Source organism: Roseobacter sp. HKCCA0434 (genome assembly GCF_032464675.1).
Taxonomy (GTDB): Bacteria; Pseudomonadota; Alphaproteobacteria; order Rhodobacterales; family Rhodobacteraceae; genus Pontivivens.
Map to the genome: position 1 here is coordinate 18458 of NZ_JAWDKL010000033.1, position 14382 is coordinate 32839.

A 14382-nucleotide genomic window follows, 5' to 3' on the forward strand; every position below is an offset into this window, starting at 1 on the left:
CGTGACAGGATGACCAAGGGGCGGTGCCATGAGCGCCGCCCCTTTTTCGTGATCAAAACCGCCACCGCCCCCCTTTCGCTCACCGCCGATGAGGCGTAGAGGCTGATTCCCGACCTTTTGGGTCGGCCATTGCGAAAGGACCCGGCATGACCGAAGCCAGCCCCCTCCACGCGCCCCTGGGCTTTCGGACCTTCGTGGTCCTGACCGCGGCGCTGATGGGCCTCAACGCGCTCGCCATCGACATCATGCTGCCGGGGCTGCCCGCGCTCGGCCTCGATTACGGTCTGGAGGATCCCAACCGCGCGCAGACGGTCATCACCGCCTATCTCGTCGGCTTCGGCGCCGCGCAATTCGTCGTCGGCATCCTCGCCGACCGCTTCGGGCGCAAGCCGGTGCTGATTGCGGGCCTCGCCTGCTACACGCTGGCCGCGTTCGCCTGCCTCGTCGCGCCGAGCTTCGAGACCCTGCTGGTGGCGCGCGTCGTGCAGGGCATGGCCTCCGCCGCGCCGCGGGTGGTCAGCACCGCGCTGGTACGCGACTGCTATTCTGGGCGGCGCATGGCGCAGGTCATCTCTCTGAGCATGATGATCTTCATGGCGGTGCCGGTCCTGGCCCCCAGCATCGGGCAGTTGATCCTGCTGGTCGCGCCCTGGCCCGCCGTCTTCGCGGTGCTGGCGGTCTACGCCCTGCTGATGCTGTGGTTCTGCGCCGCGCGCCTGCCCGAGACTCTGGCCCCCGAGAAGCGCCGCCCGATCCGCCTCTCCTTCGTGGCCGAGGCGATGGCCTCCGTCTTCGGCAACCTGCAGACGGTGGGCTACATGCTGGCGGCGGGCATCTTCTTCGGCGCGATGTTCGGCTTCGTGAACTCGGCGCAGCAGGTGCTGGGCGAGGTCTACAACCTCGGCCCGTGGTTCCCGGCGGTCTTCGCCCTCGTCGCGGGATCGATCAGCATCTCGTCCTTTCTCAATGCCGGACTGGTCGAGCGGCTGGGCATGCGCTTCCTCAGCCATCTCGCCGTCGCGGCCTATATCGTGCTGGCCGCGATCATGTGGCTGTTCGCGCGCGACCTCGCGCTCGTGCCGTTCCTGCTGCTGCTGACGCCGATGTTCCTGATGATCGGGCTGACCTTCGCCAATTTCAACGCGCTGGCGATGGAGCCGCAGGGCCATGTCGCGGGGGTCGCGGCCTCGATGACCGGGGCGGTGACCGTGCTGATGGGGGCCGGTATCGGATTCGTGATCGGACAGGCCTTCGACGGCACCGTCCTGCCGATGGCGCGCGGATTTCTCATATCCGGCATGGCCACGCTGGTGATGATCGCACTGACGGAACGGGGGCGGCTGTTCTCACGATCGGCGGCGGACGCGTGAAATCCCCCCGCCGGGGGGTTGGACTGCGGATTTGCAAGCTATAACGACGGGCAGATCGCCCTTGTGAGAGATTGCCGATGACGTTCCTACTGCGCGCGTTGAGCGCCCTGATCCTCCTCGTGTCGCTGAGCGCGCCGGGTTTCGCCCAACTCGTCCCCACGCAGGCCGAGGAGCCTGCCGAGGCCGTGGTCGGGCAGGTCGACGCGGTAATCGAGCTGCTGCGCGACCCGGCCGTCATCGAGGCGCTGGCCGACCGACTGGCCGCCGAGGGAGAGGAGGCGACCGGAGAGGAGGCGGAGGCCGCCGAGGCCGAGGAGGAGGTCCAGCCTTCGTTCGGCCGCCGCATCGCGTCCGCCACCACGCGCATCGCCGAGGATACGGGCGAGGCCGTGGGCAACCTCGCCACGGGGCTCGGCCGTCTGCCGACGATCCTCTCCCGCTCCGCCGCCGCCTTCGATCGGGACATCATGGCCCAGGCCGTGCGGGAGCTCTTGTTCGTCGTCGTCGTCACCTACGCGGTATTCCTGACGCTGCGCTTCTTCGGCCGCAGGCTCGACCGGCGCATCGGGGCGCGGGCGCATGACCGCAACGCGCTGCTGCTGCTGGTCTTCGCCGTGCTCGCCTCGCTCAAGGACATCGTCGTCGTGCTGCTGGCCTGGGCCGCGGGCTACGGCATCGTGCTCGCCTTCTCGGGGCAAGCAGGCGAGGTGGGGGAGGCGCAGGCCCTCTACCTCAACGCCTTCGTCGTGGTCGAGATCGCCAAGATCTTCGTCCGGATGCTGCTGTCGCCCCGCCAGTCGGAGCTGCGCCTGATCCGGCTGCCCGACCGCGCGGCGCGCATCGTGACGCGCTGGCTGGCGACCTGCATCACGATCCTGGGCTACGGCCTGCTGCTGGTGGTGCCGATGGTCAACACCACGGTGTCCTACCTCGCGGGAAGCGCGCTGTCCTCGGTGATCTCGATCGGCGTGGTGCTGTCGGCGATCGGCATGGTGCTGTGGTACCGGCGCGGCGTGGCCGACTGGCTGACCCCACATCCCGACACCGCGCGCGCGCTGACGCGCCTGCTGGCCGCCCTGTGGTGGATCCCGGTGATGATCTACCTGCTGTTCCTGCTGGCCATCGTGGCGACGCGCCCCGGCGGCGTGCTGATCCCGCTGCTGCAAGCCACGGGCATCATCATCGGCGTGGTCGTCGTCGCGATGATCGTGTTCCACCTGATGACCGGCGCGATCGCGCGCGGCATCAGCCTGCCCGACAGCGTGCGCCAGCGCCTGCCGCTGCTGGAGCGGCGGCTCAACTCCTTCGTGCCGCTGGTGCTGAAGGGCCTGCGCATCCTGCTGATCGTCGTCGTCGCCTTCGTCGTGGCCGACATCCTGGGGCTGGTGAACTTCGTCGGCTGGGTCGGCAGCGACGTGGGCGGCCGGGTCGTGGGGGCCGCGATCAGCGTCTTCCTGATTCTGATCGTGGCCTTCGCGCTGTGGCTCGTGTTCAGCTCCTGGGTCGAATTCCGCCTGAACCCCGATTTCGGCAAGCAGCCCACCGCGCGCGAGACCACGTTGCTGACCCTCTTGCGCAACGCGGCGACCATCGCCCTCTTGGTCATCACGCTGATGATCGTGCTCAGCGAGGTCGGCGTGAACATCGGGCCGCTGCTCGCCTCCGCCGGTGTGCTGGGCCTCGCAATCGGGTTCGGCGCGCAGAAGATGGTGCAGGACATCATCACGGGCGTGTTCATCCAGTTCGAGAATGCCATCAACGTGGGAGACGTGGTCAGCGTCGGCGGCATCACCGGCGCGGTGGAGAAGCTGACCGTGCGCTCTGTCAGCCTGCGCGACGTGCACGGCGTGTTCCACATCATCCCGTTCTCCTCGGTGGACCTGGTGTCCAACTTCATGCGGGAGTTCTCGTTCTACGTAGCCGACATGGGCATCGCCTATCGCGAGGATATCGGGGAGGCGAAGCAGGCCATGCACGACGCCTTCGACGAGCTGCGCGCGACCACGGAGGAAGGCCGCGACATCCTCGGCGACCTGGAATGGTTCGGCCTCAACTCCTTCGGCGACAGCGCCATCGTGGTGCGCGCCCGCATCAAGACGCTGCCGGGCAAGCAATGGGCCGTCGGGCGGGCCTACAACCTGATCCTCAAGCGGCTGTTCGACGAGCGCAGCATCGAGATCCCGTACCCGCACCAGACGATCTATTTCGGCGAGGACAAGAACGGCAAGGCCCCGCCGATGCGCGTACTGGCCGAGGCGACCGCGGATGTGGAGAACCCCGGACATGCCGAGCCAAAGGAAGTGCCGCACCGGGCCGAGCCCAAGGTCGACATGCCCGATTCGGACGAGGCGCCGGACGGCGAGGACGCGCCGCGCTGACCCTCAGGCCGTCCGGCGCACCCGGCGTTCGCGCCGGGTGCTGACGACGAAGCTCACCACGAAGATCGCCGTCAGGATGACGATGATGGTCGGTGCGGGTGCCGAGTTCAGCCAGAAACTCGCATAGACGCCCGCGACCGATCCCAGCACGGCGACCCCGCTCGCCACCGCCAGCATCGCTCCGAACCGGCGCGTCCACAGGAACGCGATGGCCCCCGGCGCGATCAGCAGGCCGATGGCGAGGATGATGCCGATGGCCGTCAGCGCGCTGACCACGCTCAACGAGATCAGCGCCAGCAGCCCGTAATGCAGCCAGCGCACCTTCAGCCCGATGGCCTGCGCATGGGCCGCGTCGAAGATCAGCGCCATGAAATCGGCGCGCAGAACCATGAGCACCACCGCGATGCCCAGCGCCGCCGCCCCGGTCCAGGCGATGTCGCGCCAGGTCGTGCCGAGCATGTCCCCGAACAGGATATGGTCGAGATGCAGGTTCGACGGGAACGCGGCGAAGAGCACGATTCCCAGCCCGAACATGCCCGAGAACACGACCCCCATCACCGTGTCCTCCTTCACGCGGCTGTTGAGGTTCAGCCACCCCGTCGCCACCGCGCAGAACATCCCCGCCACGAAGGCTCCGATGGCGAGCGGCAGCCCCGCGAGCCAGGCCAGCACCACCCCCGGCAGCACGGCGTGGGAGATCGCGTCCCCCATCAGCGACCAGCCGCGCAAGACCAGAAAGCAGCTCAAGAGCGCCATCGGCAGCGCGATCAGCGCGGAGACGAGGAAGGCCCGCTGCATGAAATCGAAGAGGAAGGGCGCGTACCAGCTCATGTCGCGCGCGCCCGCGCCCGTGCGGCCATCAGCCCGTGTTTCGGGGCCAGTAGAAACGCCGCGAGGAAGACCAGCGTCTGCGTCACCACGATCACGCCCCCCGTCGCCCCGTCGAGGAAGAAGCTGACATAGGCACCGAACGCGCTCGACACCGTGCCGATGGCGACCGCGATGACGATGATCCGCGACATGCGGTCGGCCAGCAGATAGGCCGTCGCCCCCGGCGTCACCACCAGCGCGATGACGAGGAACGCGCCCACCGTCTGCATCGCAGCCACCGTGGAGGCGGCGAGCAGCGTGAAGAACGTGACCTTGAGCGCGGTGGTCCTGAGCCCAATGGAGCGAGCATGCGCCTCGTCGAAGAAGGTCAGCATCAGATCGCGCCAGATCACGCACAGCACCGCCAGCGTCACCACCCCGATCACGGCGAGCTGCCAGGTATCGGCGGGGGTGATGGCGAGGATGTTGCCCAGCACGATGGTTTGCACGTTCACGCTGGTCGGGCTCAGCGACACCATGAACAGGCCGATCCCGAAGAAGCCGGTGAAGATCAGCCCGATCACCGCGTCCGCCTTCAGCCGCGTGCGCGCCTGCAGGAACAGGATCGCCCCGGCGGCCAGACCGCCCGACAGGAACGCGCCCAGCGCGAAGGGCAGGCCCAGCATGTAGGCCCCCGCCACCCCCGGCACGATCGCGTGGCTCAGCGCGTCGCCGATCAGCGACCAGCCCTTGAGCATCAAGAAGGCCGACAGGAACGCGCAGATCGCGCCGACCAGCGCGCTGACCCAGATCGCGTTGACCATGTAGCCATAGGCGAAGGGCTCAAGCAGCGTCGTCATCGTCGCGCTCGCGCTCGCCATAGATGACGAAGGGCCGCTCGTCATCGGTGATGACGGTGACATGGCGCGGATCGTCGTGGTGGTCGTCGTGCAGATCCTCGCCGCCCAGAACGAAGTGGCGCAGAACGCCGCCGAAGGCTTCGGCGAGGTTGGCGGCGGTGAACACCTCCTCGGTCGGCCCCTCCGCCAGCACGGTCCGGTTGATGAGCACCGTCCGGTCGCAGAACTCGGGCACCGAGCCGAGGTTGTGGGTCGAGACCAGCATCACCCGCCCCTCGTCGCGCAGCTCGCGCATCAGGGCGATGATCTGCTCCTCGGTCGTGACGTCGACGCCGGTGAACGGCTCGTCGAGCAGGATGATCCGCCCCTCCTGCGCCAGCGCGCGGGCGAGGAAGACGCGCTTCTTCTGCCCGCCGGACAGCTCCCCGATCTGGCGCCTGGCGAACTCGGTCATGCCGACGCGGGCGAGCGCATCGGCCACCGCCGCGCGGTCGGCGGCGCGCGGGATGCGCAGGAAGTTCATGCGGCCGTAGCGACCCATCATCACCACGTCCTCGACCAGCACCGGGAAGTCCCAATCGACCTCCTCCGCCTGCGGGACGTAGGCCACGAGGTTCGCACGCAGCGCCGCATCGCGGCTGCCGCCGAACACCTCGACGGCTCCGTCGGCCAGCGGGACGAAACCCATCAGCGCCTTGAACAGCGTCGACTTGCCCGACCCGTTCACACCCACCAGCGCGGTGATCGAGCCTGCCGGTATGGCGAAGCTCGCATCCTTCAGCGCCGTGTGGCCGTTGCGGTAGGTGACCGTCAGGTCCCGCACGGCAAGGCCGGGGGCTTCGGTCATTCCGTCAGCCCTTCGGCAATGGTCTCGGTCGTCACGCGCAACAGGTCGAGATAGGTCGGCACCGGCCCGTCCGCCTCGCTGAGGCTGTCGACATAGAGCACGCCGCCATACTCCGCCCCCGTCTCCCGCGCGATCTGCCGGGCCTGGTCGTCGGGCACCGTGCTTTCGGAGAAGACGGTGCCGATCCCGTTCTCGCGCATCGTGTCGATCACCGTGCGCACCTGCTGCGGCGTGCCCTGCTGATCGGCGTTGATCGGCCAGATATAGAGCTCGCGCAGCTCGAAATCGCGGGCGAGGTAGCTGAACGCGCCCTCGGATGTCACCAGCCAACGATCCTCTTCCGCAACTGCGGCGAGACTTTCGCGGATCGGGTCGATCAGCGCGTCGATCTCGGCGATATACGCCTCTGCGTTGGCCTCGTAGGTCGCGGCATTGTCGGGATCGTTCTCGACCAGCGCATCGCGGATATTCGCGACATAGACCTTCGCGGCCTCGGGCGACATCCAGCCATGCGGGTTCGGCTGGCCGGAATAGGGCCCCGAACCGATGCCGACCGGCTCCACCCCCTCGCTGACCACCGCCTGCGGAACATCGCCCAGCGTCTGGAAGAAGCGCTCGAACCACGTCTCCAGCCCCAGCCCGTTCCACAGGATCAGGTCGGCGTCCTGGGCTGCGAGGATGTCGCGCGGTGTGGGCTGGTAGTAATGCACCTCCGCCCCCGGCCGGGTGATCGAGCGGACCTCGGCCGCATCGCCCGCAACGTTGCGGGCCATGTCGGCGATGATGGTGAAGGTCGTTACCACCTTGAAATCCTGCGCCTTAGCGGCGGCGGGCAGCATCAGCGTGAGGGCGAGCGCGAGACGGGCCAGCATCGAAAAACCTCCTGTGGTCGATCCGAACCTATGTCGGCCTGGCTCCCTGTCAATGCAAATGAGACTTATTCTCATTAAGACTTGCAATTGCGAAGCGATGCGCCTTATTGCGACCCATGACCGATCTGTCCCGATACGAGCGCCAGTTGAAGGAGGCGGGCCTGCGCCTGACCGGGCCGCGCCGCCTGATCCTGCGCATCCTGACGGAAAGCGGCGATCACCCCGACGCGGCGGAAATCGTGCAACGCGCCACCGCGCGCGGCACCCGCCTGTCGCTCGCCACGGTCTACCGCACGATGAAGGTGCTGGAGGAGACGGGCACGGTCGAACGCCATGCCTTCCAGGGCGGCCCCGCCCGGTTCGAGAAGGCCGACCGCGCCCATCACGACCACCTGATCGACCTCGACACCGGCGACGTCGTGGAATTCACCTCCCCCCGGATCGAGGAGTTGCAACGCGCCATCGCCGAGGAACTGGGCTACGAGATCGTCGATCACCGGCTGGAGCTCTACGGGCGGAAGATCCGATGCGAATAGTCGGCGGCGAGTTCCGGGGCCGGACGCTCGCCGCCTTGGGCAAGGGCGATGCAGCCGCCCATCTGCGCCCGACCACGGACCGCGTGCGCGAGACGCTGTTCAACATCCTGCGCGGCCACGACCTGCCCGAGGGCGCCCGCGTGCTCGACCTCTTCGCCGGCACCGGCGCGCTGGGGCTGGAGGCCCTGTCGCGTGGTGCGGACCATGCCACCTTCGTCGATGACGGCGCGAAGGCGGGGCAGCTGCTGCGTCGCAATGTCGAGACGCTGGGCGTGACCGACCGGACCCGCATCCTGCGCCGCGACGCGCGCAAGCTCTTTGCTGCCCAGGCGCCCTGCGACCTGATCTTCCTCGATCCGCCCTATGGCCGCGGCATGGGCGCCGCGGCCCTGCGCAGTGCCGAGGCGGGCGGCTGGATCGCGCCCGACGCGCTGATCGTCTGGGAGGAAGGCGCGCCGCAGCCCGTCCCCGACGGCTTTCGCGAGGTCGACCGCCGCGGCTTCGGCGACACCTCGATGCAGTTCCTGCGCCGGGCCTAGACCAGCACGTCGAGATTCTTCGGATCGCCCTCCGCCCAGTGTGGCGGCACGGTCTGCGCGAATTTCGGCAGCTTCTCGATCTGCTTTTCCCAGCGGATCAGCGCCGGGTTCTCCATCATCTCGTGCAGCGGTCCCGGCTCCAGCCGCGCGAGCGCCTTCCGCATCCACTGCACGCCGGGATAGAACACGATGTCGGCGGCGGAGATGTCCGCCCCGCCCAGCCAGGGCATCAGCCGCAACCGGTGCAGGATCGTTTCCATCTCGGCACAGCCCGTGTCGAGCGCCTGCGACAGCTCGCCTGCCCGCGCCTCGGCCTCGCCGCGAAAGGCGATCATCGACATGGTGACCATCGCGCCGCGCAGGTGGTTCTCGTAATCCATGATCCACTGCCAGATCACCCCCGCCTCGGCGGGCGAGCGGCCGAACAGCGCCGGGGTCGGTTTCACCCGGTCGAGATAGGCGAGGATGGCGATCGATTCGCGCACGGGGCCCTCGGGCGTCATCAGCACCGGCACCTGGCGGCGCGGATTGATGGTGCCGAAGGACGGCTCGTTCAACTCGCCGCCATCGCGGGTCACGCGGGTCTCTGTATAGCGGATCTTCTTGAGGTTCAGCGCCAGCATCACGCGCCAGACGGGGGGCGCCCCGCTCATCCAGTAGAGGTGATACGACATGTCCTGCCCTCCCGTGATCGCGTGGCACGCAGGGTCATGTCGGTATCGTGACGGCGCGGTGCAAGTGGGTCGATGCGAAATAACGGACCCGCGGTCTCCAACCTCGCCGAAAGCGCGGTCATCGATTGCCGCGTGCAGCGCCAGATATCGAAGCTCGGTGAAGGTCCAGTATGGTGGGGGGGACAGGATTCGAACCTGTGTAGGGTTTCCCCGACGGAGTTACAGTCCGTTGCATTTGACCGCTCTGCCACCCCCCCGACGCATGCGTCACTGGTGACTGGCGGGTGAATATCGGCGCGGCCCGACAGGGTCAACCTGAAATGCGCCTCTCCTTTACGCGGCCCCCCACGGGGTCTATCGAAGACCACCAGCAGACGGAGGCCCCCATGACCGGCAAAGATCGCAAGAAACCCGCCTGGGTCGTGGCCAAGGAGCGGTCGCGCAACGGCCAGCCCGAAACCGTCTGGCTGTTCGGCCTGCACGCCGTGCGCGACGCGCTGATGAACCCCGCCCGGCAGAAGCTGCGGCTGATCGTGACCAGGAACGCCGCCGACCGGCTGGGCGACGCGCTCGCCCACGGGCCCGAGCCCGAGATCGCCGATCCGCGCAAGTTTCCCGCCCCGCTCGACCCGCAATCGGTGCACCAGGGTGCGGCGATGGAGGTAAAGCCGCTCGACTGGGGCTCGGTGTCCGAACGATGCGCGGCGGGCGACGGCGCGCCGCTGGTCGTCCTGCTCGACCGCGTGACAGATCCGCACAATGTCGGCGCGATCCTGCGCTCGGCCGAGGTGTTCGGCGCCCGCGCCGTCATCGCCCCCCACCGCCACAGCGCGCCCGAGACGGGGGCGCTGGCCAAGACGGCCTCCGGCGCGCTGGAACGCCAGCCCTACCTGCGCGTGCCGAACCTCGCCAACGCCATGACCGCGCTGAAGGAGATGGGCTATTTCCTCGCCGGGCTCGATGGCGAGGCGGCGCATACCCTGTCCGCCACCCTCACCGAGTTGCCGAAGGTCCCGCTCGCGCTGGTGCTGGGCGCCGAGGGGCCGGGCCTGCGCGACAAGACGAAGGAGACCTGTCACCGGCTGGTGAAGATCCCCTTCGCAGGCGAGTTCGGCTCGCTCAACGTGTCGAACGCGGCGGCGGTCTCGCTCTATGCCGCGCGGGCGCATCTGGACGGCTGACACATTCCGCGCCCCCGCATCACATGGGCGGGAGCGTCGGTTGCAGCATTTCGCCGCATCCTCATTTCATCGGTCACGACCCCGCAACCGATGAAAGGAGCCCGACCATGACCGCCCTGACCCGCCGCCAGACCTTCGCCCTGAGCCTCGGCGCCGCGACCCTCGCCGCCCTGCCTGCCGCCGCGCAGGAGGATGCCGTCTTCTCGACCTTCCTCGGCGGCGCGATCCGCGGCTACGATCCCGTCGCCTGTTTCACCGAAGGCGCCGCCGTCCAGGGCAGCCGCGCGTTCACCTCCGAACATGACGGCGCGACCTGGCGTTTCTCCAGCGCCGAGAACAAGGCGCTGTTCGACGCGGACCCCACCGCCTACGCCCCGCAATATGGCGGCTACTGCGCCTGGGCCGCCGCCGAGGGCTACACCGCCCCCGTCGATCCCGAGCAGTGGACCATCGTGGACGACAAGCTCTATCTGAACTACTCCGCCGAGATCCAGAGCCGGTGGGAGACGGACATCCCCGGCTTCATCGCGCGCGCCGACGCCAACTGGCCGTCCATCCTCGACTGACCCCGAATCACCCTGAGGTTGTGCGGCGAAATTGCGGCGCAATCTTGGCCTGACTGTGGCGCCAGCTTGCGCCCGACCACGAAATCTGTGCGATAGCAGGCACTTGGACCATAGATGAGCCATGACTACGCGCTAAGATTTTTCGTGTCGCTGTGCTATTATGGATCATGGAGGCGGGGTGTGAACGACCCCGCACGTCTCCACGACTGTCCCTCGTTCCGACTTCACGCCCGAAGCCCCGCTTCGGGCGTCTTTTTATGCGCCGCGCGGCAGGTGACTGCTGCGCGCCTCGTAGCCGCCTTCCTCCAGCGGGCCGCGCAGCTGCCGCAGCGCCGCCGGGGCGAAATCGTCGCCATAGCGGTGCCCGTCGCGAGAAAAGACCTCCGGCAGCGCGGACCACGGCGCCTGCGGGCGGGCGTGGTGCACGGCGTGGAAGTTGTAATGCAACATCCCGCGCGACAGCCAGCCAGGCAGCGCGAGGTTGTGCCCCGCCATCGGCTCGTTCAGCGGGTTCGCATAGTGATAGGCATTGTCGAGGAAGCTGATCATCAGCGCCCGACCATAAAGGGCCAGCACCAGCACCCACCACCACGCGCCGTAATGCACGAAGGCGGCGAGGTAGATCAGCGTGATCGCCGCCCCGTCCAGCCGCATCTTCGTGCGGCCCGGCTCCTCCAGCAGTTGCCGCTTCGCCGCCGCCCACATCGACTTCCCGTCCGGCGTCTCGTCGCCGAAGCCCAGAAGGATGATCTGCCGATAGAAGCGGTCGGGCAGCATGGCCAGCACGCTCGCCAGGAACTCCCCGATCCACAGCCCGCCCAGCAGCAGCACGTAATAGCGCAGCCGCTCGCGCGCGGTGGCGGGCTCGGCGATCTCGGGGCGGTTCAGCTCCGACCGGTTGAAGCGGTGATGCATCAGGTGCCCCAGCCGCAGCAGCTGGAACGGGCTGCCGAAGGCGATGCAGGTCGCGCGCGCCAGCCGCTCGTTGATGCCCGCATCGGGATGCAGGTTACCGTGGATCCCCTCGTGGATCAGCGACCACATCGGCGTGGTCGACAGCACGATCGGGACCAGCAGCAGCGCCCACCATCCCGACTGCGCCAGCAGGAAAGGCAAGGCGACGAGCAGCACGAGATTCAGCGCTGCCAGAACCCCCAGCACCGCCAGATTCGTCCGAACCGGAATTTCCGACGCCGTCATGGCGGACATCCTCCCGTCGCTGCGCATCGACCCGAAAATTTATGTCGTTTTTCCGGGTCTTCCAGCGCGACGCCGTCCCGAAAGCGGATCGTCGCGAAAGTTTAATCGTGCGCGCCTCGCCGCGCGCGCCTAGTCTCGCCCGCAAAACCGCAAGGAGGAGCGATCCCATGACCGACGACAGCCCGGCCCACGCCTTCGAGACCATGCAGATCCATGCCGGCGCCAAGCCCGACCCGGCGACGGGCGCGCGCCAGACGCCGATCTACCAGAACACCGCCTACGTGTTCCGCGATGCCGACCACGCGGCGGCGCTGTTCAACCTGCAGGAAGTTGGCTTCATCTATTCGCGGCTGACCAACCCCACGGTCGCCGTGCTGCAGGAGCGGATCGCCACGCTCGAAGGCGGCGTGGGTGCGGTCGCCTGCGCCTCGGGCCATTCGGCCCAGATCCTCGCGCTGCTGCCGCTGATGAGCCCCGGCGACAACATCGTCGTCTCGACCCGGCTCTATGGCGGGACGGTCACGCAGTTCTCGCAGACCATCAAGCGTTTCGGCTGGGAGGCGAAATTCGTCGATTTCGAGGATCGCGGTGCCGTCTCGAAGGCCTGCACCAAGAAGACCAAGGCGGTCTTCTGCGAGAGCATCGCCAATCCCGGCGGCTACGTCACCGACCTGCCCGCCATCGCCAAGATCGCCGAGCGCAAGGGCCTGCCCCTGATCGTCGACAACACCACCGCGACGCCCTATCTGTGCCGCCCGTTCGAGCATGGCGCGCATATCGTCATCCACTCGACCACCAAATACCTGTCGGGCAACGGCACCGCGATGGGCGGCATGGTGGTGGATTCCGGCACCTTCGACTGGTCGGCGAGCGACAAGTACCCCTCGATGACCGAGCCGGAGCCCGCCTATCACGGCCTGAAGTTCCATGAGACCTTCGGCCCGATGGCCTACACCTTCCACGGCATCGCCGTCGGCCTGCGCGACCTCGGCCCGTGCCAGAGCCCGCAGAACGCCTTCATCACCCTCTTGGGCTGCGAGACCCTGAGCCTGCGGATGGAGCGGCACTGCGAGAACGCCAAGAAGATCGCCGAGTGGCTCGAGGCCGACGACCGGATCGAGAGCGTCAGCTATGCCGGGCTCAAGTCCTCCCCCTACTACCGCCGCGCACGCAAGCTGGCGCCGAAGGGGGCGTCGGGGCTCTTCACCTTCAAGGTGAAAGGCGGCTACGAGGCCTGCCGCAAGCTCGTGGACAACGTGAGCATCTTCAGCCACGTCGCAAACCTCGGCGACGCGCGCAGCCTCATCATCCACTCCGCCTCCACCACCCACCGCCAGCTGACGCCCGAACAGCAGGAAGCGGCGGGCGCGGGGGCCGACATGGTGCGCGTCTCCATCGGGCTGGAGCATGTGGACGACCTGATCGCCGATCTCGACCAGGCGCTGACAAAGGCGCTGGCCTGAGCGGGTGCGCCCGGCCCCCCGTCGCGGGGCCGGGCGTCGCCATCACTCGATGGCGAAGGTGGCGCTGACGCGGACTGTCAGCCCGACCTCGCCCTCCGCGATCGGCACGGACTGGTCGGCCACCGCCCGACCCATCATCGCCATCTCCTGCATCGGCATCGGGCGGCTCTGCCCCGTCTCGCTGATCGTGACGACCGGGCCGAGCGTCGCACCCGCCTCCTCGACCAGCGCGGTGGCGCGGCCCACGGCGTCGCGCATCGCCGCGCGGCGCGCCTCGTCCATCAGCGCCTCCGTTTCTGAGATACCGAAGACGATCCCGTTGATCCGGTTCGCCCCCGCGACGGTGATCCCGTCCAGCACCTCGCCCAGCACGGGCAGCTTGGTCACGCGGATCGTCAGCATGTTCGACGCCTCGTAGGCGACGATCTCCGGCCCCACGCCGGGGCGGGTGTTGTTGTGGTCGTAGACCGGCTGCAGGCTCAGCCCCGAGGTCTGGCGATCCACCCCGTCGATGCCCGCACCGTCGAGCACGTCGAACAGCGCCTGCATCGCGCGCGTGTTGGCCTGCAGCGCCTCCACGGCCGTCTCCGCCCGCTCGCTGACACCGACGGTGATCGTGGCCATGTCCGGCGCGGCCGTCACGTCGCCGGTTCCGGCCACCGTGATGCGCCGTTCGGGCGGCTCCGGCACGGTCTGACTGAACGCAGGCGCGGTCAGCAGCGTTGCTATCAAGGTAGCGATCAAAAATCTCGGCATGTGTTTCCCTTCCCCAACGAGGGTTTCCATACCGACGCAAGATAGCACGCCCCGCCTTTCGAGCCAGAGAGGTGGTCCGATGGCGGTTTCCCGCCTAGGTTAGATAGTCGAGTGCGGAACAGGAGCCGAACCATTGATGCGTGATGCCAGACCGATAGCGTTTCTCGCCCTAGTCCTCGGCCTCGCCGCGGGGGCGGGACAGGCGCGGCCGCATGTCGACGGCCTGGTCCCGGCACCGCAGGCCTCCTGGGGCGTGCAGCCCGTCCGCGTCGCCCAGGCGGGCGAGACCGGGGCGATCGAGATGTCGATCCGCCCGCGCCCGCGACCGGG

15 protein-coding genes and 1 tRNA gene are annotated in these 14382 nt (G+C 68.0%); 8 read left to right on the forward strand and 8 right to left on the reverse strand.

The features are described from left to right. Nucleotides 1–146: 146 nt before the first annotated feature. On the forward strand, nt 147–1370 hold the full coding sequence (locus RX333_RS15715; RefSeq protein ID WP_316015906.1) for a multidrug effflux MFS transporter: 1224 nt from the start codon (nt 147–149) through the stop codon (nt 1368–1370). Between the two features lie 77 nt (nt 1371–1447). Further along, nucleotides 1448–3748, forward strand: coding sequence for a mechanosensitive ion channel domain-containing protein (locus tag RX333_RS15720; protein ID WP_316015907.1), 2301 nt, complete (start codon nt 1448–1450; stop codon nt 3746–3748). 3 nt (nt 3749–3751) lie between these two features. On the opposite strand, the gene RX333_RS15725 is transcribed toward RX333_RS15720, so the two are convergent. Genes RX333_RS15725 through RX333_RS15740 form a run of 4 tightly spaced genes read right to left on the reverse strand, consistent with a single transcriptional unit; the run spans nt 3752 to nt 7137 of the window. Continuing rightward, nucleotides 3752–4579: a metal ABC transporter permease gene (locus RX333_RS15725; RefSeq protein WP_316015908.1), complete on the reverse strand. Its 828-nt coding sequence runs from the start codon at nt 4577–4579 to the stop codon at nt 3752–3754. Further along, nucleotides 4576–5418, reverse strand: a complete 843-nt coding sequence (locus RX333_RS15730; protein ID WP_316015909.1) for a metal ABC transporter permease — start codon at nt 5416–5418, stop codon at nt 4576–4578. Before RX333_RS15730 ends, RX333_RS15725 begins: the two co-directional genes overlap by 4 nt. After that, nucleotides 5402–6265 (reverse strand): manganese/iron ABC transporter ATP-binding protein, encoded by an 864-nt coding sequence (locus RX333_RS15735; protein ID WP_316015910.1) that lies wholly within the window; start codon nt 6263–6265, stop codon nt 5402–5404. The genes RX333_RS15730 and RX333_RS15735 overlap by 17 nt, the downstream gene beginning before the upstream one ends. Beyond that, nucleotides 6262–7137, reverse strand: a complete 876-nt coding sequence (locus RX333_RS15740; protein ID WP_316015911.1) for a metal ABC transporter substrate-binding protein — start codon at nt 7135–7137, stop codon at nt 6262–6264. Before RX333_RS15740 ends, RX333_RS15735 begins: the two co-directional genes overlap by 4 nt. Before the next feature lie 116 nt (nt 7138–7253). Between RX333_RS15740 and RX333_RS15745 the strand changes: the two genes are divergently transcribed. Both RX333_RS15745 and rsmD read left to right on the forward strand, forming a co-directional pair. Then, nucleotides 7254–7673 carry a Fur family transcriptional regulator gene (locus tag RX333_RS15745; RefSeq protein WP_316015912.1) on the forward strand — a complete coding sequence of 140 codons (420 nt, stop codon included), beginning with the start codon at nt 7254–7256 and terminating at the stop codon, nt 7671–7673. After that, entirely contained in the window at nt 7664–8212 is a 549-nt protein-coding gene (gene rsmD / locus RX333_RS15750; RefSeq protein ID WP_316015913.1) for a 16S rRNA (guanine(966)-N(2))-methyltransferase RsmD, read from the forward strand. The genes RX333_RS15745 and rsmD overlap by 10 nt, the downstream gene beginning before the upstream one ends. Here the strand turns inward: rsmD and RX333_RS15755 are convergent. Beyond that, complete coding sequence (locus tag RX333_RS15755; RefSeq protein ID WP_316015914.1) at nt 8209–8886, reverse strand: glutathione S-transferase family protein; 678 nt, start codon at nt 8884–8886, stop codon at nt 8209–8211. The genes rsmD and RX333_RS15755 overlap by 4 nt on opposite strands. A 171-nt stretch (nt 8887–9057) precedes the next feature. Then, a tRNA-Tyr gene (locus RX333_RS15760) sits at nt 9058–9143 on the reverse strand. A gap of 129 nt (nt 9144–9272) precedes the next feature. Between RX333_RS15760 and rlmB the strand changes: the two genes are divergently transcribed. Both rlmB and RX333_RS15770 read left to right on the forward strand, forming a co-directional pair. Then, nucleotides 9273–10067 carry a 23S rRNA (guanosine(2251)-2'-O)-methyltransferase RlmB gene (gene rlmB / locus RX333_RS15765; RefSeq protein ID WP_316015915.1) on the forward strand — a complete coding sequence of 265 codons (795 nt, stop codon included), beginning with the start codon at nt 9273–9275 and terminating at the stop codon, nt 10065–10067. Between the two features lie 107 nt (nt 10068–10174). Then, entirely contained in the window at nt 10175–10633 is a 459-nt protein-coding gene (locus tag RX333_RS15770; RefSeq protein ID WP_316015916.1) for a YHS domain-containing (seleno)protein, read from the forward strand. Nucleotides 10634–10888: 255 nt separating this feature from the next. Here the strand turns inward: RX333_RS15770 and RX333_RS15775 are convergent, their stop codons facing one another. Beyond that, nucleotides 10889–11833 carry a fatty acid desaturase family protein gene (locus RX333_RS15775; protein WP_316015917.1) on the reverse strand — a complete coding sequence of 315 codons (945 nt, stop codon included), beginning with the start codon at nt 11831–11833 and terminating at the stop codon, nt 10889–10891. Nucleotides 11834–12000: 167 nt separating this feature from the next. Here RX333_RS15775 and RX333_RS15780 point away from each other — a divergent pair, with 167 nt between their 5' ends. Then, nucleotides 12001–13296, forward strand: a complete 1296-nt coding sequence (locus tag RX333_RS15780; protein ID WP_316015918.1) for an O-acetylhomoserine aminocarboxypropyltransferase/cysteine synthase family protein — start codon at nt 12001–12003, stop codon at nt 13294–13296. Nucleotides 13297–13338: 42 nt separating this feature from the next. On the opposite strand, the gene RX333_RS15785 is transcribed toward RX333_RS15780, so the two are convergent. Then, nucleotides 13339–14052 carry an SIMPL domain-containing protein gene (locus RX333_RS15785; protein WP_316015919.1) on the reverse strand — a complete coding sequence of 238 codons (714 nt, stop codon included), beginning with the start codon at nt 14050–14052 and terminating at the stop codon, nt 13339–13341. 136 nt (nt 14053–14188) lie between these two features. On the opposite strand from RX333_RS15785, the gene RX333_RS15790 reads away from it, so the two are divergent. Next, nucleotides 14189–14382: hypothetical protein (locus tag RX333_RS15790; RefSeq protein ID WP_316015920.1), on the forward strand; the 194-nt coding region annotated here is incomplete at its 3' end.

What these genes read in the sequence shown, in the direction of transcription:
- RX333_RS15715 (WP_316015906.1), top strand. Translation starts at nt 147, where the DNA reads ATGACCGAAGCCAGCCCCCTCCACGCGCCCCTGGGCTTTCGGACCTTC.
- RX333_RS15720 (WP_316015907.1), top strand. Translation starts at nt 1,448, where the DNA reads ATGACGTTCCTACTGCGCGCGTTGAGCGCCCTGATCCTCCTCGTGTCG.
- RX333_RS15725 (WP_316015908.1), bottom strand. Translation starts at nt 4,579, where the DNA reads ATGAGCTGGTACGCGCCCTTCCTCTTCGATTTCATGCAGCGGGCCTTC.
- RX333_RS15730 (WP_316015909.1), bottom strand. Translation starts at nt 5,418, where the DNA reads ATGACGACGCTGCTTGAGCCCTTCGCCTATGGCTACATGGTCAACGCG.
- RX333_RS15735 (WP_316015910.1), bottom strand. Translation starts at nt 6,265, where the DNA reads ATGACCGAAGCCCCCGGCCTTGCCGTGCGGGACCTGACGGTCACCTAC.
- RX333_RS15740 (WP_316015911.1), bottom strand. Translation starts at nt 7,137, where the DNA reads ATGCTGGCCCGTCTCGCGCTCGCCCTCACGCTGATGCTGCCCGCCGCC.
- RX333_RS15745 (WP_316015912.1), top strand. Translation starts at nt 7,254, where the DNA reads ATGACCGATCTGTCCCGATACGAGCGCCAGTTGAAGGAGGCGGGCCTG.
- rsmD (WP_316015913.1), top strand. Translation starts at nt 7,664, where the DNA reads ATGCGAATAGTCGGCGGCGAGTTCCGGGGCCGGACGCTCGCCGCCTTG.
- RX333_RS15755 (WP_316015914.1), bottom strand. Translation starts at nt 8,886, where the DNA reads ATGTCGTATCACCTCTACTGGATGAGCGGGGCGCCCCCCGTCTGGCGC.
- rlmB (WP_316015915.1), top strand. Translation starts at nt 9,273, where the DNA reads ATGACCGGCAAAGATCGCAAGAAACCCGCCTGGGTCGTGGCCAAGGAG.
- RX333_RS15770 (WP_316015916.1), top strand. Translation starts at nt 10,175, where the DNA reads ATGACCGCCCTGACCCGCCGCCAGACCTTCGCCCTGAGCCTCGGCGCC.
- RX333_RS15775 (WP_316015917.1), bottom strand. Translation starts at nt 11,833, where the DNA reads ATGACGGCGTCGGAAATTCCGGTTCGGACGAATCTGGCGGTGCTGGGG.
- RX333_RS15780 (WP_316015918.1), top strand. Translation starts at nt 12,001, where the DNA reads ATGACCGACGACAGCCCGGCCCACGCCTTCGAGACCATGCAGATCCAT.
- RX333_RS15785 (WP_316015919.1), bottom strand. Translation starts at nt 14,052, where the DNA reads ATGCCGAGATTTTTGATCGCTACCTTGATAGCAACGCTGCTGACCGCG.